The sequence below is a fragment of the Pseudomonas sp. Teo4 genome (assembly GCF_034387475.1).
Classification (GTDB): Bacteria; Pseudomonadota; Gammaproteobacteria; order Pseudomonadales; family Pseudomonadaceae; genus Aquipseudomonas.
This window is the reverse complement of record NZ_JAXCIL010000001.1, coordinates 1,596,016-1,616,575: the sequence shown is the minus strand read 5'-3', so window position 1 is coordinate 1,616,575 and position 20,560 is coordinate 1,596,016. Positions and strand designations below refer to the sequence as shown.

14 protein-coding genes and 1 pseudogene are annotated in these 20,560 nt (G+C 63.7%); 8 read left to right on the top strand and 7 right to left on the bottom strand.

Translation table 11 applies throughout. From position 1 onward, the window contains the following. Nucleotides 1-103 precede the first annotated feature (103 nt). The 7 genes from PspTeo4_RS07445 (at nt 104) to PspTeo4_RS07415 (ending at nt 12,812) form a co-directional block, all read left to right on the top strand. A complete protein-coding gene (locus PspTeo4_RS07445; protein WP_322363061.1) occupies nt 104-1,840 on the top strand; it encodes a type I secretion system permease/ATPase in 1,737 nt (578 codons plus the stop codon). Between the two features lie 6 nt (nt 1,841-1,846). Beyond that, complete coding sequence (locus tag PspTeo4_RS07440; RefSeq protein WP_322363060.1) at nt 1,847-3,175, top strand: HlyD family type I secretion periplasmic adaptor subunit; 1,329 nt, start codon at nt 1,847-1,849, stop codon at nt 3,173-3,175. Between the two features lies 1 nt (nt 3,176). Then, nucleotides 3,177-4,505 carry a TolC family outer membrane protein gene (locus tag PspTeo4_RS07435; RefSeq protein WP_322363059.1) on the top strand — a complete coding sequence of 443 codons (1,329 nt, stop codon included), beginning with the start codon at nt 3,177-3,179 and terminating at the stop codon, nt 4,503-4,505. A 357-nt stretch (nt 4,506-4,862) separates the two neighbouring features. Then, the gene (locus PspTeo4_RS07430) at nt 4,863-8,261 is read left to right on the top strand and encodes an Ig-like domain-containing protein (protein WP_322363058.1); all 3,399 of its coding nucleotides are present in this window, start codon (nt 4,863-4,865) and stop codon (nt 8,259-8,261) included. 104 nt (nt 8,262-8,365) lie between these two features. Further along, nucleotides 8,366-9,352, top strand: a complete 987-nt coding sequence (locus PspTeo4_RS07425) for an SCO family protein (RefSeq protein ID WP_322363057.1) — start codon at nt 8,366-8,368, stop codon at nt 9,350-9,352. Between the two features lie 80 nt (nt 9,353-9,432). Continuing rightward, entirely contained in the window at nt 9,433-11,757 is a 2,325-nt protein-coding gene (locus PspTeo4_RS07420) for an EAL domain-containing protein (RefSeq protein ID WP_322363056.1), read from the top strand. Nucleotides 11,758-11,831: 74 nt separating this feature from the next. Further along, on the top strand, nt 11,832-12,812 hold the full coding sequence (locus PspTeo4_RS07415; protein ID WP_322363055.1) for a site-specific integrase: 981 nt from the start codon (nt 11,832-11,834) through the stop codon (nt 12,810-12,812). Here PspTeo4_RS07415 and PspTeo4_RS07410 read toward each other — a convergent pair. Both PspTeo4_RS07410 and PspTeo4_RS07405 read right to left on the bottom strand, forming a co-directional pair. Beyond that, the gene (locus PspTeo4_RS07410; protein ID WP_416196942.1) at nt 12,802-13,911 is read right to left on the bottom strand and encodes an SMP-30/gluconolactonase/LRE family protein; all 1,110 of its coding nucleotides are present in this window, start codon (nt 13,909-13,911) and stop codon (nt 12,802-12,804) included. The genes PspTeo4_RS07415 and PspTeo4_RS07410 overlap by 11 nt on opposite strands. Beyond that, nucleotides 13,894-14,526, bottom strand: a pseudogene (locus tag PspTeo4_RS07405) (SDR family NAD(P)-dependent oxidoreductase); the annotation flags it as partial. The gene PspTeo4_RS07410 and the pseudogene PspTeo4_RS07405, both read right to left, overlap by 18 nt. 175 nt (nt 14,527-14,701) lie before the next feature. Between PspTeo4_RS07405 and PspTeo4_RS07400 the strand changes: the two are divergent. After that, nucleotides 14,702-15,673, top strand: coding sequence for a LysR family transcriptional regulator (locus PspTeo4_RS07400; protein WP_322363054.1), 972 nt, complete (start codon nt 14,702-14,704; stop codon nt 15,671-15,673). Here the strand turns inward: PspTeo4_RS07400 and asnB are convergent. From asnB to PspTeo4_RS07375, 5 genes are read right to left on the bottom strand one after another with little or no spacing between them, the layout of a single operon-like run. After that, nucleotides 15,662-17,497 (bottom strand): asparagine synthase (glutamine-hydrolyzing), encoded by a 1,836-nt coding sequence (gene asnB, locus PspTeo4_RS07395; RefSeq protein WP_322363053.1) that lies wholly within the window; start codon nt 17,495-17,497, stop codon nt 15,662-15,664. The two genes, PspTeo4_RS07400 and asnB, sit on opposite strands and share 12 nt — an antisense overlap. Nucleotides 17,498-17,507: 10 nt before the next feature. Next, complete coding sequence (locus PspTeo4_RS07390; RefSeq protein WP_322363052.1) at nt 17,508-18,884, bottom strand: amidase; 1,377 nt, start codon at nt 18,882-18,884, stop codon at nt 17,508-17,510. Continuing rightward, the gene (locus PspTeo4_RS07385) at nt 18,871-19,866 is read right to left on the bottom strand and encodes an AMP-binding protein (protein ID WP_322363051.1); all 996 of its coding nucleotides are present in this window, start codon (nt 19,864-19,866) and stop codon (nt 18,871-18,873) included. The genes PspTeo4_RS07390 and PspTeo4_RS07385 overlap by 14 nt, the downstream gene beginning before the upstream one ends. Then, on the bottom strand, nt 19,863-20,147 hold the full coding sequence (locus PspTeo4_RS07380) for an acyl carrier protein (RefSeq protein ID WP_322363050.1): 285 nt from the start codon (nt 20,145-20,147) through the stop codon (nt 19,863-19,865). Before PspTeo4_RS07380 ends, PspTeo4_RS07385 begins: the two co-directional genes overlap by 4 nt. After that, complete coding sequence (locus PspTeo4_RS07375) at nt 20,144-20,551, bottom strand: hypothetical protein (RefSeq protein WP_322363049.1); 408 nt, start codon at nt 20,549-20,551, stop codon at nt 20,144-20,146. Before PspTeo4_RS07375 ends, PspTeo4_RS07380 begins: the two co-directional genes overlap by 4 nt. Between the last annotated feature and the right edge of the window lie 9 nt (nt 20,552-20,560).

Sequence of the window (20,560 nt, the reverse complement as noted above, 5' to 3'; positions counted from 1 at the left end):
TAGAGCGACCCGCCTGCGTGTCAAATAACTGCCACAGACACTGTTGTTCTTGCTGTCCGAGCCGCCGCAACGGCGACCCGTTTTTCGTAGAGGGAGGCTCCACATGCACAAGCAGCCGCGCGCCCGCTCGGAACTCGCCGATGCGCTTTTTCGCCTGCGCCGAAGTTTTTACGCACTGGCAGGCTTCAGTGGTGTGATCAACATCATGATGCTGACGCCCTCGGTGTACATGATGCAGGTGTATGACCGGGCGCTGGTCAGCCGCAACGTCACGACCCTGACCATGCTCACCGTGCTGGTGGTGGGGTTGTTCCTGCTGATGTCCGCACTGGAACTGATTCGCACCCGGGTGTTGATTCGGGTCGGCAACTGCCTGGACATGGAGCTGAACCGGCGTATCTTCAGCGCCGCCTTCGAACGCAACCTGAGCCGCGCCGGCGGCAACCCGGCGCAGGCGCTGCAAGATTTGGCGCAGGTTCGCCAGTTTCTGACCGGCAACGGTCTGTTCGCCTTCTTCGACGCACCCTGGACCCCCATCTACCTGCTGGTGGCCTACCTCATCCACCCGTTGTTGGGCCTGGTGACGCTGATCGGCTCACTGATTCTTATGGGCCTGGCCTACCTCACCGAAAAGGCCACGCAAAAGCCGTTGGCCGAAGCCAATCAGGCCGCGCTGTCCTCTGCCAACTACGCCAACAACAACCTGCGCAACGCCGAGGCCATCGAGGCCATGGGCATGCTCCCGTCAATTGGCAAGCGCTGGTTTCAGGGCCACCTGAAAATTCTGCAGATGCAGACCCTGGCCTCGGACCGCGCCGCCATCATCAGCAGTACCGGACGCTTCGTGCGCATCACCTTGCAGTCGCTGATTCTCGGGACCGGCGCATTGCTGGCCATCGAAGGCAAGATCACCCCCGGGATGATGATTGCCTGCTCGATTCTTACCGGACGCGCACTGGGCCCGGTGGAGCAAGTGATCGCGTCGTGGAAACAGCTACTGGGCTGCCGTTCGGCCTGGGGTCGGCTCACCGAGTTGCTGCATGATTACCCACGCCGGCCGCCCAGCATGTCGCTGCAACGGCCGCTGGGCATGCTGGCCGTGGAGAATGTCTTTGCCGGTGCGCCCGGCACCAACACCACCATCCTGCGCGGGGTCAGTTTCAGCCTTTGCCCTGGCGAGAGCCTTGGCATCATCGGCCCGTCCGCTTCGGGTAAGTCCACCCTCGCCCGCCTGCTGGTCGGTGTTTGGCCCACCCAGGCCGGCAAGGTGCGCCTCGATGGCGCCGATATCTTCACCTGGAACAAGGCCGAACTCGGTCCCTGGCTGGGTTACTTGCCACAGGACGTCGAGTTGTTCGAAGGCAGCATCGCCGAGAACATCGCGCGCTTCGGCGAGGTGGACAGCGAGGCGGTCATTCGCGCCGCCAAGATGACTGGCGTGCACGAAATGATCCTGCGCTTCCCCCAAGGCTACGACACCCGCCTGAGCGCCGATGGCAGCCCGCTTTCCGGTGGCCAGAAGCAGCGCATCGCACTGGCCCGCGCCCTGTACGGCGAACCTAGCCTGATCGTGCTGGATGAACCGAACGCGAGCCTTGACGACGTTGGTGAAAAGGCCCTGGTCGATGCGTTGGCCGAACTCAAGACGAGGGGCGCCACGGTCATCCTGATTTCCCATCGCCCCAACGTACTCGGCGCCATCGACAAGGTGCTGGTGATGCGCGACGGCGGCGTGCAGATGCTCGGCACGCGCGAAGAAGTGTTCACCGCGCTGCGCAAGGCCAGTGTGATTCCTGCCGGCGCGTCGACTCCGTTGGCCTCTGTGAAAGTGCGGGAGTAACCGATCATGGCTACCGAGATGCTTCCCTCCGACAGCCACAGTGTGATCGACCTGGATGCTGCCAAGCCCGCCCGCTGGGGCCTGTGGCTGGTGGTCGCCGGCTTCGGCGGCTTCCTGCTGTGGTCCTGGCTGGCGCCGCTGGATGCCGGTGTCGTGGCTACCGGCACGGTCAAGGTCACCAGCAACCGCAAGGCTGTGCAACACCTCACAGGCGGCACCGTCGAGGCCATTCTTGTACGCGAAGGCGATACCGTGAAGAAAGGCCAGGAGCTGGTGCGCCTCGATGCCTTGCGCGCCGTTGCCGAGCAAGGTGCGGTCAGCGCCCAGTACATCGTCAGCAAAACCGTGGAAAACCGCCTGGAAGCCGAGCGCGACGGCCAGGATACGGTGACCTTCGCCCCCGAACTGCTCAAGCGCTTCGCCGGCGACCCCCGCCTGGTAGCGGCCATGGACCTGCAACAGCACCTGCTCGATACCCGCCGCGCCGGCCTGGCAGGCGAAATCAGCATCCTCGAAGAGAACCTGGCCGCCTCGGCGGTACAGCTCAAGGGCCTGCAGCAGGTGTACGGTGCCCGAGCTTCGCAGATCAACTTCCTCAACCAGGAACTGCAAGGTACCCGCACACTGGCCGCAGAAGGCTACGTGCCGCGCAACCGTCTGCTGGAACTGGAGCGCAGCAATGCCGACCTCTCCGCCGGGCAGGCCGAGAACCTCAACAACATCGCCCGCGCCCGCAGCCAGACCACGGAGATCAAGCTGCGCATCCTTCAGCGCCAACACGATTACCTCAAGGAGGTCGAGTCGCAGCTGACCGACACCGAAAAGGAAAACACCACCCTGGCCGACCGGTTGCGCGCGCTGGACTACGAAGTGACCCACACAGTAATCCGCTCGCCAATCGACGGCATGGTCCAGGCCCTGAGCATCGCCACCATCGGCGGTATCATCCAGCCAGGTTCCAGGATCATGGAGATCGTGCCGCTGGGTGAACCGCTGCAGGTCGATGCGATGATCCCCGTGCAGGCCATCGACAAGATGGTCCCGGGCCTGGATGTGGACATCACCTTCCCGGCCTTCAACCACGCGCAAACGCCCAGCATTCCTGGCCGCGTCAAAACCATTTCCGCCGACCGCCTGATGGACGAGGAAAGCAAGCAGCCGTATTACCTGGCCCAGGTGGAGGTCACCGCCGCCGGCATGAGCCTGCTGGGCAGCAACCACATTCGCCCCGGCATGCCCGCCAGCGTCACCGTCAAGACCGGCGAACGCAACCTGCTCAGCTACCTGCTCAAACCGATGCTCGAACGCGTCGACAGCGCGTTCAAGGAGCAATGACATGAAGCTGCATTGCCTGACTTTCTGCCTCGTGGGGCTGTCGTTGCCGACCTGCGCCATGGACCTCAAGCAAGCCTGGGACCTGCTGCAGTACCAAGGCCCGATCTACCGCGCCGCCGTGCACGAAAAGCAGGCCGGCGACGAGAACCGCGCCATCGGCCAGTCTGGCCTGCTGCCGCAGGTCAACGCTTCGGGTTACTACAACAAGGTCAACGGCGACCAACGCCAGAACGGCATAGACAACGACCTGGACTACAACTCCAAGGGCGCCAACGTGCGCCTGCGCCAGCCGCTGTTCAACAAGCAGAAGATGTCCGAGTACCGCCAGGGCCAGCAACGCGCCGACTACAGCGTCGCCGTGTTCGACGCCAAGAGCCAGGACGCCGCCGTGCGCTTGGCCGACAGCTACTTCAACGTGCTGCTGGCCAGCGAGACCATCACCCTGGCCAAGGCCAAGCTCAATGCCTTCGAAGAGCAACTGGCCTCGGCAAAGCGCCGCATGGAACTAGGGGCCGGTACCATCACCGACATCGACGAGTCGGTCGCACGCCGTGACCTGGCCGAAGCCGAGCTGATCGAAGCCCAGGACAACCTGGTCAACACCCGGCGCAAGCTGGAGGAATACATCGGCGAAACCCCGGATTCGCTGATCACCCTGCAACCCAGCTTCGCCACCCCGCCGCTGCTGCCAGGCAACCTGCAGGACTGGCTGGTCAAGGCTCAGGCCGACAGCCCGCTGATCCATGCCCGCCGTCACAGCTACGAACTGGCCGAAGAAGAGGTCAAGCGAGCCAAGGCCGGGCATTGGCCGACACTGGATTTCGTCGCCGGGTATACCGCAGGCGAAAGCCAGTCGCTCTCTGAGCTGAACCAGCGTAACCACTACAGCTCGATTGGCGTGGAGTTGAACATTCCGCTGTACAGCGGCGGTGGCGTCAGCGCGCAATCGCGCCAGGCCAGCGCCAACAGCTACAAAGCCCTGGACGAGCTCGATGCCACGCGCCAGGAAGTCATTTCCGACACCACCCGCGAATACCGCGGTGTGCAAAGCGGCGCCAGCCGAATACACGCCTTGGAAAAAGCCGTGGCCTCCAACGAACGGTCGCTGTTGTCCACCCGCAAGGGGTTCAAGGAAGGCGGCACCAGCACCAACTCGGATGTGTTGAACGCCGAAGAACAACTGTATGTCGCCCGCCATGACCTGTTCGAGGCCAAGGTGCGCTACCTGATGTCGCGCCTGCGACTGGCGTCGTCGGTGGGCAGCCTGGGCGATGACGACATCGATCAGATCAACGACTACCTCGGCCCCGAACTGGTGGTCAGCAACTGAGGTTTACCCAACCGCTCCGCTAAGCGAACGTTCGTGCCCTCCTGACGGGGCGCGCAGGGGCTCTGCTGCCTGCGAAAGGCGGTGTTCGTGGGGGTTGGCCTGGCGTTTGAGTGGGGGCGCCGAACCCCCAAAAACGTGGGCCAAACCACCGAAATCGGGCCCGCAAAACCCCCGCTTGTGGGGACGTGTACCCACTTTTGACGCGCCGGTATTTTGCGCGCCTCAGGCGCCACAAGGTTTTGTTTAACAAAGCATTACTGAAACACCTGTTGGCACACCCGTTGCTCAGAGGTGTAGGACGAGGCAAAACGCCATCGATGGCTCCAAGCCACTTAGCCGCGAGCGAGGCATCACACAATGAAAACACACACCGTGATCCGTCCCTGCAGCCATGCATTCAGGCTGTCTTCCGTTACTGCGCTGATGCTCAGCTTCGGGCTGATCTCGGCCATGGCCTCGTCACTCGATGACGTAAGCCCGCCGCCGCCGACGGACCCGTCCGCCTATACTGACCAGCCGGCTGACCCGACCCAGGCACTGCTCGACCTGGAAACCATGCCAGAAGCCAACGAAGGCTCACTCGAACTCAAGGATGGCGTGTACGGCGACCGCAACACGGTACGCATCGACAACGTGTTGCAGCCCGCCCAGCAGACCTCGCGCAACTACCCCACCAACGGCAAGCCAAGCCCGCTGTTCGGCGCCCAACCGTTCACCCAGCAATTGCTGCTGTTCGAAGAATTCGGCCCGGAAAAACTCGACCCGAGCCTGCCGCCGCCACCGCTCACTTTCCCGGTCCCCACGCTCGGCCAGGCGCCGGCGCAAGATCCCAACATCGTCGCCCGCAGCAGCCCGAACGGCAACGCCCTGGAAGCTTTCCTGAAGCAACCGGGGCTCTACCCGTTCCCGACCCAATACTCGAACACACTCGACCGCAACCCATGGAAAGCGCAGATCGAGATGTTCCTCAACCGCCAACCTGTCGGCTCACCGGCTGAAGGCCGTCCACCAGGAAAAGGCTGGTCGCACCAGCGCTGGAACGAGTTCTACCCCCAGGCTGGGTTCAAGACCGCCCAGGCGGGTGCACGGATCAACCAAGGGCTGCGCGACCGCAAGCAGATGCATAACTACGCCGTTGGCGAGTTCGGCCCGGGCGGGTTGTATTACCAGACCTCGGACATCCCGACAACGTTGGGTACCACCAAGGGCATCGACACCCGTTTCCACCCCAACTTCCCGTTGCAGAACCACAAATCCTTGTGGACCTTCGACGGAACCTTCCCGCCGAAACTGCTGATGGTTCGTTATGGCCAGCCGATCATCATGCGTCACTACAACGCACTGCCCATCGACCCCTCGGCCAACGGCGGGTTCGGTTTGCACACCATCTCGACCCACGAGCACAACGGTCACTCCCCGGCCGAAAGTGACGGCTTTGCCAACGCCTACTTCTTCCCCGGCCAGTATTACGACTATCGCTGGCCGATACAGTTGGCCGGCTATGACACCATCAACACCCGCGCCCAGGACCCACGTGCGGCCTTCCCCTGCTCGCCGGGCGAAACCCTGTTCGTCAACGACGCTTCGCCAGGCCTGAAGACCTGCGAAAACGGCAGCATCAAGATTCGCGGCGACTGGCGTGAAACCATGAGCACCCACTGGTTCCACGACCACATGATGGATTTCACGGCGCAGAACGTCTACAAAGGCAACGCCGTGATGATGAACTACTACAGCGCCCTGGACCGCGGCAACGAGGCACTGCAGGACGGCGTCAACCTGCGCTTCCCCAGCGGCTCGGCGATGCCGTGGGGTAACCGCGACTACGACGTCAACCTGGTGATTGCCGACAAGGCCTGGGATGCCGCTGGCCAGCTGTGGTTCAACCCGTTCAACACCGACGGCTTCCTCGGTGACCAGATCCTGGTCAACTGGCAGTACCAGCCCAAGCTGAAGGTACGTGCACGCAGCTACCGGTTCCGTATCCTCAACGGCTCGGTGTCGCGCTACTTCAAGTTCGCCGTCGTACGTGAAATCGCCGGCACCAGCGGCGAATTCAAAGGGCCTACCGGTTCGAACATCTCCTATGCGCGGGTACCGTTCCACATGATCGCCAACGACGGCAACATCATGGAACACGCCGTGCCGTTCGACGGCACCCTGGACCTCAACGGCGACGGCGACCGCCAGGACAACAACGGCATCCTGCCGCTGCAAGGTATCGCCGAGCGTTACGACATCATCATCAACTTCGCCAAGAACGGCATCAAGGCTGGCGACAAGCTGTACTTCGTCAACCTCATGGAGCACGACACCGGCAAGGGGCCCAAGCAGGCCATTCCACTGGCCGATGTCCTGTCCGAGAAATACAAGGCAGTGATCAAGCAGACCAGCAACGGGCCTGAGTGGGACAAGGGCGACCCTGTGGTCGGCAAGTTCATGCAACTGCTGGTGCAGCCGTATACCGGTCAGGACGTCAGTATGGACCCGACCGCCTACGAGCCGGCCAAGCCAGGCAAGGCCGCTGGCCTGAAGATGATTCCGCTGCCGCTGGACCGTACCGCCGTGGCTGACCAGGACAAGATCAAGGCCGCGCGGCACCGTGAGTTCATCTTCGGCCGCTCCGATGGCACCGACACCACTCCCTGGACCATCAAGACCGATGGCGGCCTCGGCTACAGCATGGACCCACGGCGGATCAGCGCCTCCGCCCAACTCTCCAGCGAAGCCACGCAGGGCGGTTTCAGTGGCGACGGCACCCTGGAAGTGTGGAAGATCGTGAATGGCGGCAACGGCTGGAGCCACCCGGTGCATGTGCACTTCGAGGAAGGCATCATCCTCAGCCGCGACGGCAAGGCACCACCTGAGTGGGAGAAATGGGCACGCAAGGACGTCTACCGCATTGGCCCGGACAAAGACTCCTCGGAAGAAGTGGAAATGGCCATTCGTTTCCGCGAGTTCGCTGGGACCTACATGGAGCATTGCCACAACACCCAGCACGAAGACTCGTCGATGCTGCTGCGCTGGGACATCGAGCACCCTGGCCAGTTCCAGGTGATGCCGACCCCGCTACCCGGTTGGGACGGCGTGCAGTATGTGGCTTCGGTAGGCCTGCCGACCTTCCGCACCGCCGAAAATGACGACGATGAGGAAGACACCAGCAATAAGCCACCGGTGGCGGTGAACGACAGCGCAGCGACCACGGCCGGCAAGCCGATCGTGCTCAATGTGCTGGCCAACGACACCGACCCTGAGGGCAACCTGCCGCTGACGGTGGTCGGGCTTAGCCAACCGGACTCGGGCAAAGGCTCGGTCAGCACTGATGGCACGCAGGTCACTTATACCCCACCGGAGACAGTCACCACGGCGTTCACCGCCAGCTTCAACTACACGGCCCGCGATGCCAAGGGTGCGGAATCGGTGGCGCCCGCGACGGTGAACATTGCCGTGAGCCCGGCGGTAGTTGCCGACCAGATCCAGGTCAGCAGCGCGACGGTGCAGATCCGCAGCGGCAATCGCTACACCTGGGAGCTGGCCGGTACCACCTCGATTGCCGCCAATAACAGCATCAACGTGTCGGTCGCTACCACCGCCGGGCCGCTGAACCTTGGGGCCGCGACGCTGACCGCTTCGGGCACCGGGGCACGCTGGCGGGTGTCGGTCACCACCACGGGCAATGGCCCCGCCACCCCGGCGACGGCGACCATACGTTCGGCGCTGGGCCAGAGTGTGACGGCACCGGTGAGTATCCGTTGAGTTGATGCACCGGCGTCATCGCAGGCTGCTGCCAGCCCCCCCGTTGTAGGGGCTGGCAGCAGCCTGCGGTGGCCCCCACTCCCCCAAGGTAGAAGGACGGCATCATGACAGGCTCATGGCGTGTTCTGCTCGCACTCTCGCTCTTCGCCGCCAGTATTCCTTTCTGGCCGCTGCAACCCACTCGCCAGGCTGAAGCCCAAGCCGCTACCCCATGGGGCGCCGACTACTTTCCCAACACCCCGTTGGTGACCCAGGATGGCCAGAAGGTCCGTTTCTTCGACGACCTGATCAAGGACAAGGTGGTCGCCATCAACTTCATCTTCACCGGCTGCTCCGACTCCTGCCCCGTTGAAACCGCAAGGTTGCGCCAGGTGCAGAAAATCCTCGGCGACCGGGTCGGCAAGGATATCTTCCTCTACTCCATCAGCATCGACCCTTACAACGACACCCCCGCCACCCTCAAGCGCTACGCCGAAAAATTCGGCATCGGCCCCGGCTGGACCCTGCTCACCGGCGAACCCGATGACATCGAAAAGCTGCGCCGCAGCCTGGGCTTATATATAGAAGGGCTGGAAAACGGTCGCTCCAAGGACCACAACCTGAGCCTGATCATAGGCAACCAGGCCACCGGCCGCTGGATGAAGGCCTCGCCATTCGAAAGCCCCTACATCCTGGCCGACCGCCTGGGCAACAGCCTGCACAACTGGAAGCAGGCCAGCGTCGTGAACAACGACTACGCCAGCGCCCCGGCGGTTCGTCCGCCCAGCAGCGGCGAGCAGATTTTCCGCACGCGCTGTTCTTCCTGCCATTCCGTGGGCAACGCCGAACCCGGCGGCCTGCCGGGCATCGGGCCCGACCTGCTCGGCGTGACCCGGCAACGCGACCCTCGCTGGCTGGCCCGTTGGTTGAAAGAACCCGACCAGATGCTGGCTGAGAAAGACCCGCTGGCCATGCTCCTGTACGAGCAGTACAACCGCCTGGCCATGCCCAACATGCGCCTGGGCGATGTCGAGGTCGAGGCCTTGATGGCTTACCTGGAAGAAGAAACCACCCGCGTGCAGTCACCGCTTGCGGACAAGGGAAAACCCTAAAGGCAAATAGCCACCAGTCATTAGCCTGTCATCTTACTGTCGTATTTTTCGACCTTCACCCAGGGTCGGGACTACCAGCAGTGATACGCCGTTTTCTCTCGTCAGCAGGCCTGCTGCGTCTGCTGATCCTGATGCTCTGCGCCGCCACGCTGGCGTTCCTCTGGGGCCTGCATTTCAGCCAGAAAGCCGCCTCGCGCGACAACGCACTGTCGGCCAAGGCCGCCGAGCACCTTAACCTGGCCAGCATCGTCAGCGAAAGCCTGCGCCAGTTGGTCGACCGCGCCCAGGCCGTCGGCCGGGTCACCCAGGACGACATGAAGGCGCTGCGCCAAGGCAGTTTCAGCCTGGCCCGCATCCTGGCCGAAGACCCAGTGTTCAAGCGCATGAGCCTGTACGACCGGCAAGGTCGGCTGTTGTCCGCCAGCCACCCCGACGAGCCACCGCAGTTGCCCGAGGACTGGTTGCAACAACTCAAGGTTCATGTCGCCCACTACGGCTTCAAACCGTTTCTGCCGCGTGTCGCCCCCGACAGCAACCCCAGCGCCATCCCCAACTGGCGCCTGCCCTTCCTGCTGCCGTTGACCGACCTGCCCGGCCGCGAGATCGACAGCATCCTGGTGATTCACCTGGATATCGGCTACCTGGCGGTCCTGTTCCAGCACATCGACCTGGGCCGAACCGGCCTGATGCGCTTGCTCCAGGACGATGGCCAAGAGCGGTTGCGCATCGACACCAGCGGCGTGGTGGTGGCCGGCGACACCCTGGTGCCAGGTTTGCCGAAGACTGCCAAAGACACCGGCCAGTTGACCCAATACGCCTTTGGCCACCCCTACCAAAGCCTGTACCGGCGCGTCACCGAGCGTGGTTTCAGCGTGGTGGTCAGCCAGCGCGAGGACGAAATCCTCGCCCCCTCGGCGCAGGCCTACACCCGCCAGTTCTGGCTGAACCTGAGCATGACCCTGATGATCCTGGCGGGCCTTGCCTGGAGTCTGCGCCTGCTGCGCAAGCGTCAGGAAGCGTTCAGCGCCCTGGAGCATGCCCAGCAGGTCAACCAGCAGTTGATCGGCCGCTTGGAAGACGAACACCGCCGCAGCAGCCATGCAGCGGCCACCGATCACCTCAGTGGCCTGCACAACCGCCGCCAGTTCGTCGAAGTCGCCGGTCAGGCCCTGACCCACCAGCGCGGCAAGCGACGGCTGATGGCGATCCTGTTCATCGACATGGACCGTTTCAAGTCGATCAACGATTCGCTTGGGCACAAGATCGGCGACTTGCTGCTGCAAGCCGTGGCCGGACGCATCCAGCGCCTGCTGGAACCTGGCGACGAAGCCTCGCGTTTCGGCGGCGACGAGTTCGTGGTGCTGCTGGCGGGCGAGCGCAGTGAAGAACAGATCGATGCCTGGGTGCGCAGCCTGGTGCAGAAGCTCTCGGCCACCTATGCCCTGGACGGCCAGGAGGTCAATACCAGCCCCAGCGTGGGGGTCAGTATCTGCCCACGCGATGGCCAGGACATCGACAGCCTGATCCGCAGCGCCGACGCCGCGATGTATTCGGCCAAGCAGGCCGGACGCGCCCAGTACCGTTTCTTCGACCCTTCGTTGAACCTCGCGGATATCCAGGCCTTCACCCTGGAACAAGCGTTCGGCACCGCGTTGGCCGGGCGCCAGTTCGTGCTGCACTACCAACCACAGATCCGCCTCGACACGCAGCAGGTACTCGGCTACGAAGCGCTGGTACGCTGGGACCACCCGGAATTCGGCCTGCTCTACCCGGACCGTTTCATCGGCGTGGCTGAGCGCAGCGGGTTCATCGTTGAGCTGGGTTGGGAAGTGATCCGCCTGGCCTGCGAGGCACTGGCGCAATGGCAGGATCAGGGCCGCGACATGTGTCTGGCGGTGAACGTGTCGGCACTGCAGCTGCGTCAGCCCGATTTCAGCGCACGCCTGCTGGCCAAGCTGCAACGCTACGGCATTGGCGCACAGCGGCTGGAGCTGGAAATCACCGAAACCACCATCCTCAACCCCGAGGGCACGGCGATTGAGCACCTGCACCGCTTGCGCCGAGCGGGCCTGGGCATCAGCCTGGACGACTTTGGCCGTGGTTACGCAGGCTTTGCCCACCTGCAATCACTGCCATTGAGCAAGCTGAAGATAGACCGCTCGCTGATTGCGCCGCTATCCAACAGCCACGACGACAGCCCGATCGTCTCCTCTACCATCATCCTCGCCAAGCGCCTGGGGCTGGAGGTGGTGGCTGAAGGAGTCGAGACCCGCGAACAGGTGGTATGTCTGAAGATTGCCGGCTGCGACATCGCCCAGGGTTACCACTTCAGCCGGCCCCTGTCGCCGACACAGTTGCGCGAATACCCACCGTTCAATGGTATCGAGGAGAAACCATGCGTCTAGCAGCACTGCGGTGTCTGCTTCGCGGCTAAACCCGCTCCCACAAGGCCGGGACAGACCAGGCAATTGGGTTTATTGTGTCGATACCCAAAGCCGACACCCGCACCATGACCGATATCGAGCACTATGTCCGCGCCGCCACCCGCGACAACACCCGGCGCAGCTACCAAGCCGCCATCGACCATTTCGAAACCCACTGGGGCGGGTTTCTGCCAGCCACCGCCGACAGTGTCGCCCGTTACCTGGCCGACCACGCCGAACAGCATGCGGTAAGTACCCTGCGCCAGCGCCTGGCGGCACTGAGCCAATGGCACATCAGCCAGGGCTTTCCCGACCCGACCAAGGCGCCGTTGGTGCGCCAGGTACTGCGCGGAATCCGTACCCTGCATCCAGCGCCGCCCAAACAAGCCGCGCCATTGCTGCTGCAGCACCTGCAAACCGCCGTCACCTGCTTCGAGGAGGAAGCCCGGCAGGCCCGCGAGTGCCACGACCTGCCTGCTCTGCGCCGTGCCCGGCGCGATGCCGCGCTATTGTTGCTGGGCTTCTGGCGAGGCTTTCGTGGTGATGAACTGGCGCGCTTGCGCGTCGAGCATATCCAGGCCCAGGCCGGGGTCGGCATGACCCTGTTCCTGCCCCGCAGCAAAGGCGACCGCGAAGCGCTCGGCGTGCAGCACAGCACCCCGGCGCTGAAGGCGTTGTGCCCAGTCACCGCCTACCTGCGATGGATCGAAGTGGCCGGAATCGCCCAGGGCCCGGTATTTCGCAAGCTCGATCGCTGGGGCAACCTGAGCGACACACCGCTCAACAGCAACAGCCTGGTCGGCCTGCTGCGGCGCATGCTCGAACGTGCTGGCGTGCCGGCGGCACTGTACACCGGCCACTCTTTGCGCCGTGGTTTCGCCACCTGGGCCACGGCCAACGGCTGGGAACTGAAGTCGCTGATGAGCTACGTAGGCTGGAAGGATGCCAAGTCGGCCCTGCGCTACATCGACTCGGCGCAGCGTTTCGGCGAGCTGGCCGTGTTACCGGCCAGCCAGGTCCACAACCTCATTCCTTGAACGTGTGGCGTCGGATGCCCCCGACTTCCGGACGGATCGCATACAGGTCGCCAGCATCGGGGTAATGCCTTAGCTCGGCGGGTGTCATGCCGAACCGTGCTGTGGTGATGTACAGGGTGTCCATGCCCTCCCCGCCAAAACAGCAGCTGGTCGGGCGTGGCACCGGCATGCTGACCTGGTCGGTCAGGTAACCATCACGGTCGTAGTGCAGCAGGCAACTGCCATTGAACTGGCACACCCACACGCCACCTTCACGGTCCAGCGCGATGCCGTCCGGTCGGCCCAGGTCGGCAGGGGTCTCGGCGAACAACGTGTACTGCCCCAGCCGACCTTCGCGCATGTACTCGGCGCGGTAAATGGCGCGGGCAGCCGAGTCGACGAAGAACACTGTGCGTCCGTCTTCCGACCAGGCCAGCCCGTTGGGCAGCGCCAAACCATCTAGCAATATCTGGGCGCTGAGGCGCTGGTCGAAACGGTACAGAATGCCGGTCTTGCCGCTTGGGCCTTCATCCATCAAGCCGGTGACGAAACGCCCCTGCGGGTCGCAGGCGCCATCGTTGAAGCGGTAGCTGGAGCGATAGTGCACTGCGCAGGAATAGCGCCGCACCTTGCGCGCCGCTACATCCAGGATCGCCACGCTGGCATCCTCGGTGAAAATCAGGTTGCCCTGGTCGGTCAACGCCAGGGCGCCAATACGCGCCGCCGACTCATAGAGCCGCTCCACTTCGCCGTCACGGGTCAGCCGGTTGATGCAGCCGTCCGTGATGTCGACGTAGTAGAGGGCACCGCTTTGCTCGTCCCATACCGGGCTTTCGCCGAGGTCTGCGCGGGTGTTGGCCACCTTGACCGGCAGGTAGTGGCATTCCTTGATGCTGCTCCAGCGTTCGGCCACTTCGGACAAGCTGGTGGCTTCTACCCGTGCAAGGTCCCTGGGGTAGCTGACACCGCTGTTCTCGCTGAACCGCGTGGCGGTGAACTGGCCATTGCTGGCCCTGAGGATGTAACCGGTGTCCCGGCACAGTTCACTGGCCAGGTACAGCACCCCTGGGGTCACCCACTCGGGCTTGAGTTCTTCCGGTGGCTGGGTCACGCCCCACATCCGAGTCTTGGCCACCGGCGACACCGCGTTGACCAGAATGCCGTGCTCCAGGCCTTCCATGCTCAACGCGTTCATGATGCCGACCTGGGCCATCTTGCCCGCCGAATAGGCGACCAGCCCCGGCTGAGCGTAACGCTGGTACATGGCGCGGTCGGAGGTGGTCAACACCACCCGGGGCGCCTCGGAGCGCTTGAGGTACTTCCAGGCATGCTTGGCCAACCACACCGGGGCATGCACGCTGATGCCCAGTGCGCGCTGCAGGAACGCCTCTTCCTGCGCTTCGATGCCCTGGTAGTCGACCCAACCGGCATTGTGAATCAGGATATCCAGCGCGCCGAAATGCTCGATGGCCAGTTCCACCAGTTGCTGACATTCGGCTTCGCTTTCCAGGTGGCCGACGTGGGCGACGGCCTGGTGCCCTGCTGCTTGCAGGGCCTGAAGTGCCTGGTCGACTGCGGTCGGGTCTTGCCCGCTGCCCGAGCGGTCGGTGCCCAGGTCACTGATCACCACCTTCGCACCGCGTTCGGCGAGGGCTTTGGCGTAGGCCAGGCCCAACCCTTGTGCCGCGCCGGTGATGATGGCGACTTTATTGTTGAATGGGTCTGTGAACGGCATTATCGCGCCCTTTCGATGCTCCTTTTTACGATAACAATAAAAAAATCAATGACTTAATATTAAAGGCATGCGACTTTGATATCTGTGAGATATCACGCCGGGCTATCATGGCGGCCTCGCAGGGACGGTGGGTGCTGCCCCCTGGCGCCAGTTCGACTCGCTGAAGGAACGGAGAATGATCGAGACACGTTTGCTCAGGCAGTTCATTGCCGTGGCCGAGGAGCTGCACTTTCATAAAGCAGCCATCCGCCTGCACATGGCGCAGCCACCCCTGAGCCAGGCGATCAGCAGACTCGAGGAAAAGCTAGGCTTCAGCCTGTTCCTGCGCAACAAGCGCGGGGTCAAGCTCACCGCCGCCGGCATGGCTTTCCTGGAAACCGCCTACCGAACGCTCAAGGAGCTGGAGCAAGGCATCGAGTACGCCCGCAACGTCTCCGAAGGCATCTGCGGCAAGCTGACCATCACCGCCATCTCGATTGCCTACTACGAGTCATTGCTCAACACCCTGCGTCGGTTCCGCGAAATCTACCCGAACGTGCGCCTGACCATTCGCGAAATGCCGTCGGCCGCCCAGGCCAAGGCGCTGATGGCCGGTGAAGCGGACGTCGGCTTCATGCGTAAACTGCCGATGCCGCCTGACACCATCGAGTCGCGGCTGCTGCTGAACGAGCAGATCGTGATGGCCCTGCCCGCCCACCACGCCAAGGTGGCGCAGCCTATGGTCGACCTGCGCGATTTCGCCGAGGAAGACTTCGTTTTCACCCCGCAGGCGCTGGGCAGTGGTTACCACAGCCAGTTGATCGCGCTATGCGAATCGGCCGGTTTCTACCCCAAGATCGTCCAGGAAGCCTCGCAGATCCATACGTTGATCGGCCTGGTCGCCTGTGGTTTCGGCGTGGCACTGGTACCAGAGTCCATTGCTTATTCGACCTTGCGCGACCGCGTGCATTTTCGCCCGATCCGCCCGATCAAGGACCAGCCCATTCCCACCATGGGTCTGTACATGAACTGGAACACCCAGAACGCCTCCCCCGCCCTGGGCAGCTTCATTTCCATGCTCGACGTCGGCGCACCGCAGCGCTTCAGCGACACCATCCAGAACCCGATCATCCTGGATGGCCCCGCCCAACGCGAACTACACCGTTAACCTGTATTCACGCAGCCAGGCATCCAGTGTCAGCGCCGTCTCCAGGTTGTTGCGGCGCAGCTGCGAGTTGAAGTAGCCCGGCGGCTGGAGCAGCTCTGCCGCCAGACGACCGTGGTCGATGACCTGGAACACCGGGCTGCCCGCATCGCTCAGCAACTGCCGTGAACGCTCGCGCAGAAAGCGCTCGTAGGCCAGGTTCGCCGAAGTTGGGTACGGGCTTTTGCGCCTGGCCAGCACGGCGGGTGGCAGCAGGTCGGCGCAGGCCTGCTTGAGCAGCCACTTCTCCTCACCACCGTGGCCCTTGATCGACCAAGGCACGTTGTACACGTACTCGACCAATGCATGGTCGGTGAACGGCACGCGCACCTCCAGACTTGCCGCCATGCTCAGGCGGTCCTTGCGGTCGAGCAGAATCGGCAGCCAGCGGTGCAGGTGCATATGGCAGATTTCGCGCATGCGCCGCTCGTGCGGTGTATCTGCGGGCAGATGCTCGACGCTGTCCAGCGCCTGGTGGTAGGCGCTGTCCTGGAATTGCGCGAAGTTGCACAGGCGGTTGAACTCCGGGTTGATCAGCTCCGTTTGCAGCAGTTGCATGCGGGACAGCCACGGAAAACGCGGGGTGGCGATGGCCTGTGGGTCGCGGAACCAGGCGTAGCCACCGAACACCTCGTCGGCGGCTTCTCCCGAAATGGCCACCGTCGAGTGCTCGCGAATCGCCTTGAACAACAGGTACAGCGACGTGTCGACATCGCCGAAGGTGGCGGCTGAGTCATTGGCGCGGTACACCGCCAGGCGCGCTTGCTCGGCCACCAGCTCCCGATTGTCGATCAGGATGGTCTGATGATGGCTGCCGATGTGCTCAGCGGCGGCAAGGGCGTAGGGCTGATCGCGCTCGGGGCGGAACGCATCGGCCTGGAACTGCTCGGCCTGGCCCACGAAATCTACCGAGAACGAATTGACCGTGCCACCCTGCTCTGCCCGAACACGCTGCTGGGCCATGGCGGTGAGAACAGTGGAGTCCAGCCCACCAGACAGCAGCGAGCACACTGGCACGTCCGCGTGCAATTGCTCGCCCAGGGCGTTGCCCAGCAGTTCGCGGGTACGCTCGACCGTGGTTCGCAGGTCGTCCTGATGCTCGCGTCGCTGCAACTGCCAATAACGGCTGACCTTCGGTTTCCCGTTAGGCCGCCACGACAACCGGTGCCCGGGCGGCAATTCGACGATACCGCGCAGGGTCGTGCGCGTGGTGCCACGGGCCAGGCTCAGCGCGTCCACCAGGCCGACCACATCCAGCGCGCGGTCGAACGCCGGGTGAGCGAGAATCGCCTTGCTCTCCGAGCCGAACAACAGGCCCTGCTTATGGTGCGCGTAATACAACGGCTTGACCCCAAGGCGGTCACGCACCAGCAGACAGTGGCCGTCGCGCCCATCGAACAGGGCGAAGGCGAACATCCCGCTGAAGTACTCGCAGCATCGTTCTCCCCACTCAAGGTAAGCGTGAAGCACCACTTCAGTATCGCTGCGAGTGACGAACACGTGGCCCGCCTTGCGCAGGCGTTCACGCAGCGCGTCATGGTTGTAGACCTCACCGGTGTACACCAGCGCTACTTCCTGGCCGTTGGCAAAGCGATAGGTCATCGGTTGCACGCCGCCGCCCAGGTCGATGATCGCCAACCGTCGGTGGCCCAGCAGTGCATGGCGATGCTGCCACTGGCCACTGGCATCCGGGCCGCGCAGGGCCAGGGTTTCGGTCATGGCGCGGAGCACGTTGCCCTGTTGCGTCAGGTCGCGGGTGTAGTCCACCCAGCCTGTGATTCCACACATGGCGTGCTCCTTATACCGGCAGACGGCGGGTAGGCAGTGGACCGACCAGCGCCTGCAGGCGCTTGGCGATGTCCACCAGCTGACGTTCGCTGTCGCGGCGGCCCATTATCTGCACCGCCAACGGCGCCTTGCCGTCGGCGCTGAGGCTGATCGGCACGGTGATCGCCGGCAAGCCGCTGAAGCTGGCCAGCGGGGTGAAACCGATTTTCTGCCCGTAATCGGCATCGGCCGGCGACGGGATGGTCGAGTCGCCGGGCTGGGGATTGCGGCGGTCGAAGGGGCGATTCGGGTCCATGGGGAACACCACGAAATCCACCTTGGCGCTGTCGAACCAGGCATCGATACCGGCGCGCACCTGGTCCATGCGCTGGTGGATCCGTTGGTAGTCGGCGTCACTGACCCCGGCACCCACCGCCAGGGCGCTGTTGGTCGACCAGTGCAACTCGCAATCGAATCGCCGCGCCCACGCCGCCGAGGCCAACCAGGCGTCGCGGGCACACAGCTGCCAGGCATCGCCCCGGCACGCCCACAGCTCGGGCATGGACACCTCACTGGGGGGCATGCCCAGGTCAGCCAGTGCACTGCGTGCCTGGGCCAGCATGTCTAGCATTGCTGCGCTGGTGAGCGATGGGTCGAGCGCGTGTTCGAGTACGCCGATGCGGTAGCTGGCTTTGACAGGTTGCTGCTCGCCCAACAGAGGCTCAAGGCCGAGCAGCGGGAACAGCAGGTCCAGGTCATCGGCGCTGCGGGTGACCCAACCCAGCGCGTCCATGCGCGGCGACAGCGGGAACACCCCGCCCAGGCTTGCAGCCTTCTGCGTCATGCGCAGGCCGACCATGCCGCAATGGGACGCCGGCCAACGCACCGAACCCAGCACATCGGTCCCCAGCGAGATGTCGCACAGCCCGGCAGCGACCGATACCGCAGAGCCGGTGCTCGAACCCGACGGGTCGATGGTGGGGAAATACGGGTTGCGACAGCCAGCGCCAAAGCCAATGTTGAGTTCGGTGGTGGCGACTTTGGCGGTCAGTGCGATGCGAGGGTCGAGAGATGTCAACGCGTCGGCGGTACGCTTGGGGTAGTGCCGGTAGCTGCGCAGGCCAAGGCGGGTCGGGAAGCCGGCGACGTCCACGGTGTCTTTCACGCCCAGGCGCAACCACGGGGCGGTGAACGACCGTGTACTGGTCAGGCAGCGATAATGGCTGTCGGCGTGTTCACTCCAGCCTTCGTATTGCGCGGCCCAATCGGCGGCCAGCGCGGGGTTTCGCTCCAGCAGTTCGAGGCGTTTGCGTAGGCTCAGCGCCAGATACTCAGGCCGCTCGCGGCCCTCGGCGGCGCAGTGGCTGAAGTAATGGGCGATGGTGTCCTGGGTGTTAGCGTGGGTCATGGTTGCATTCCTTGACAGAAGATAAGGCAGCCCATACCTGGGGCTTGCCGGTGGTGGATAGAGGAAGATCAGCGACACGGCGCACGGCGGCCGGTCGTGGGTGGCCTGGAGGCAGGTCATCGAAGACGTTCTGCACAGCCTGCTCGCTCAGCGTCAGGGAGCTGAACACGACCTCGAAGGTTTCAGCGCGCAGCGCATCGCGCACCGGCACGCAGGCAATGCTCGGGCAGCTCAGGCGCTGGCTGAGGTCGCTGGCCAGGCGGGCCAAGTCCAAGCGCAGGCCGTTGACCTTGATCAGACTGCTGACCCGGCCAAGCCACAGTAGCCGCCGGGCATCCAGCGGCTGTACCAGGTCATCGCAGCGGTGCCGGGGGGCCGGTGTTTCGGCGCCTTGTGCCCGGGCGATGCGCAAGCTGCCGACCTCCAATGGGCCAACCTCACCCACCGGACTGAGCAGCGTGACATCGTCAAGCAGCGTCCAGGGTTGCTCCGGCGAACTGCCGCCATCCAGCTCGCGGTAGGCCATAGCGCCGGTTTCAGTGGAGCCCAACAACTCGACGAAGCGCACCTTCGGGCCTGCAAAGCGTTGCACGATGGCCAGCGCGTCCGGCGGCAACACAGAGGCGCTGTGCACCACCAGCACATCGCGGCGGTTGGCCAGTGGCTTGAGCAGCGTTGGCAGTATCCGCCAGGTGCTGGCGATGGCCAGGATCACGCATGCCCCTTCGCCCTCCAGCGTCGGTAGCTGCTGGCGTTCCAGGGAGCACACTTGCAGGCGTGCGTTCATCACCTGGGCGCCAACCTGGCCGAGGATCATGCCGTAGCTATGGCTGGTGGGGGCGAACGAGATGATTTCGGCAACCTCAGGCGACCACTTGCCGTAGATCAGCGCCGCTTCGCTGGCCATTTGTGCCTGGCTGCGCAGCCACTGCCGTGGTGCGGCGGTGGAGCCGGAGGTGGTGAACAGGTGGTCGGCGTTCACTGGGCGGCCTGCAGCGTCAGTTGATCTTCGAGTTTCTGGCCGACGAATTGCTCCATCTTGTCCAGGGTTTCGAACCAGAAGCGCACATCGTCACTGAGGTAATCCACTTCGAAATTGAAGGTGCCCTCGATGGCGGTAATGACCTCGACTGCCATCAGGCTGTCGAAGCGTTCACCGAGAAAGTCACGGAAGCTGTCGTGCTTGTCGATGCCCTGGACTTCAGGGCCAAGCAGTTGCGCCAGGGCCTGGCGAATGCGCTGTTCAAGGGTGAGTTGGGTCACGGGGCTGTGCTTCCTTTTCGGTTGTCGGCGTTGATCAGTTCCGGGCCGGCGCTGTAGAACACCTGCGCGGGCTCGATCAGGTTGAAGTGCATATAGATGAAGGCGTTCGGGTAGAGGTCGTGCAGACAACTGTGCAGGCCCTGCGCCAATAGCCGTTGTTGCTGCTGGTCGCGGTCGACCGACAGCGTGATACGCAGGTGAAACTGCGCAGGCGCACCGTCCTGGGCGGCGACGGGCAAAGGCATGCCCGCGCGGAACACATGACCTGGCGCCAGTGATTCGAACAGCACCAGGCAGTGGCCTGGGTCGGCGCCCAGGTGCTTGAGCTGACGGGTGAACGCCAGGGCCACGCGCTTGCGTTGCAGAGGCGCCAGTGCAGCGCTCGATACGGTGATCGTCGGCATCGCTGCACC

What these genes read in the sequence shown, in the direction of transcription:
- PspTeo4_RS07445 (WP_322363061.1), top strand. Translation starts at nt 104, where the DNA reads ATGCACAAGCAGCCGCGCGCCCGCTCGGAACTCGCCGATGCGCTTTTT.
- PspTeo4_RS07440 (WP_322363060.1), top strand. Translation starts at nt 1,847, where the DNA reads ATGGCTACCGAGATGCTTCCCTCCGACAGCCACAGTGTGATCGACCTG.
- PspTeo4_RS07435 (WP_322363059.1), top strand. Translation starts at nt 3,177, where the DNA reads ATGAAGCTGCATTGCCTGACTTTCTGCCTCGTGGGGCTGTCGTTGCCG.
- PspTeo4_RS07430 (WP_322363058.1), top strand. Translation starts at nt 4,863, where the DNA reads ATGAAAACACACACCGTGATCCGTCCCTGCAGCCATGCATTCAGGCTG.
- PspTeo4_RS07425 (WP_322363057.1), top strand. Translation starts at nt 8,366, where the DNA reads ATGACAGGCTCATGGCGTGTTCTGCTCGCACTCTCGCTCTTCGCCGCC.
- PspTeo4_RS07410 (WP_416196942.1), bottom strand. Translation starts at nt 13,911, where the DNA reads ATGTGGGGCGTGACCCAGCCACCGGAAGAACTCAAGCCCGAGTGGGTG.
- PspTeo4_RS07400 (WP_322363054.1), top strand. Translation starts at nt 14,702, where the DNA reads ATGATCGAGACACGTTTGCTCAGGCAGTTCATTGCCGTGGCCGAGGAG.
- asnB (WP_322363053.1), bottom strand. Translation starts at nt 17,497, where the DNA reads ATGTGTGGAATCACAGGCTGGGTGGACTACACCCGCGACCTGACGCAA.
- PspTeo4_RS07390 (WP_322363052.1), bottom strand. Translation starts at nt 18,884, where the DNA reads ATGACCCACGCTAACACCCAGGACACCATCGCCCATTACTTCAGCCAC.
- PspTeo4_RS07375 (WP_322363049.1), bottom strand. Translation starts at nt 20,551, where the DNA reads ATGCCGACGATCACCGTATCGAGCGCTGCACTGGCGCCTCTGCAACGC.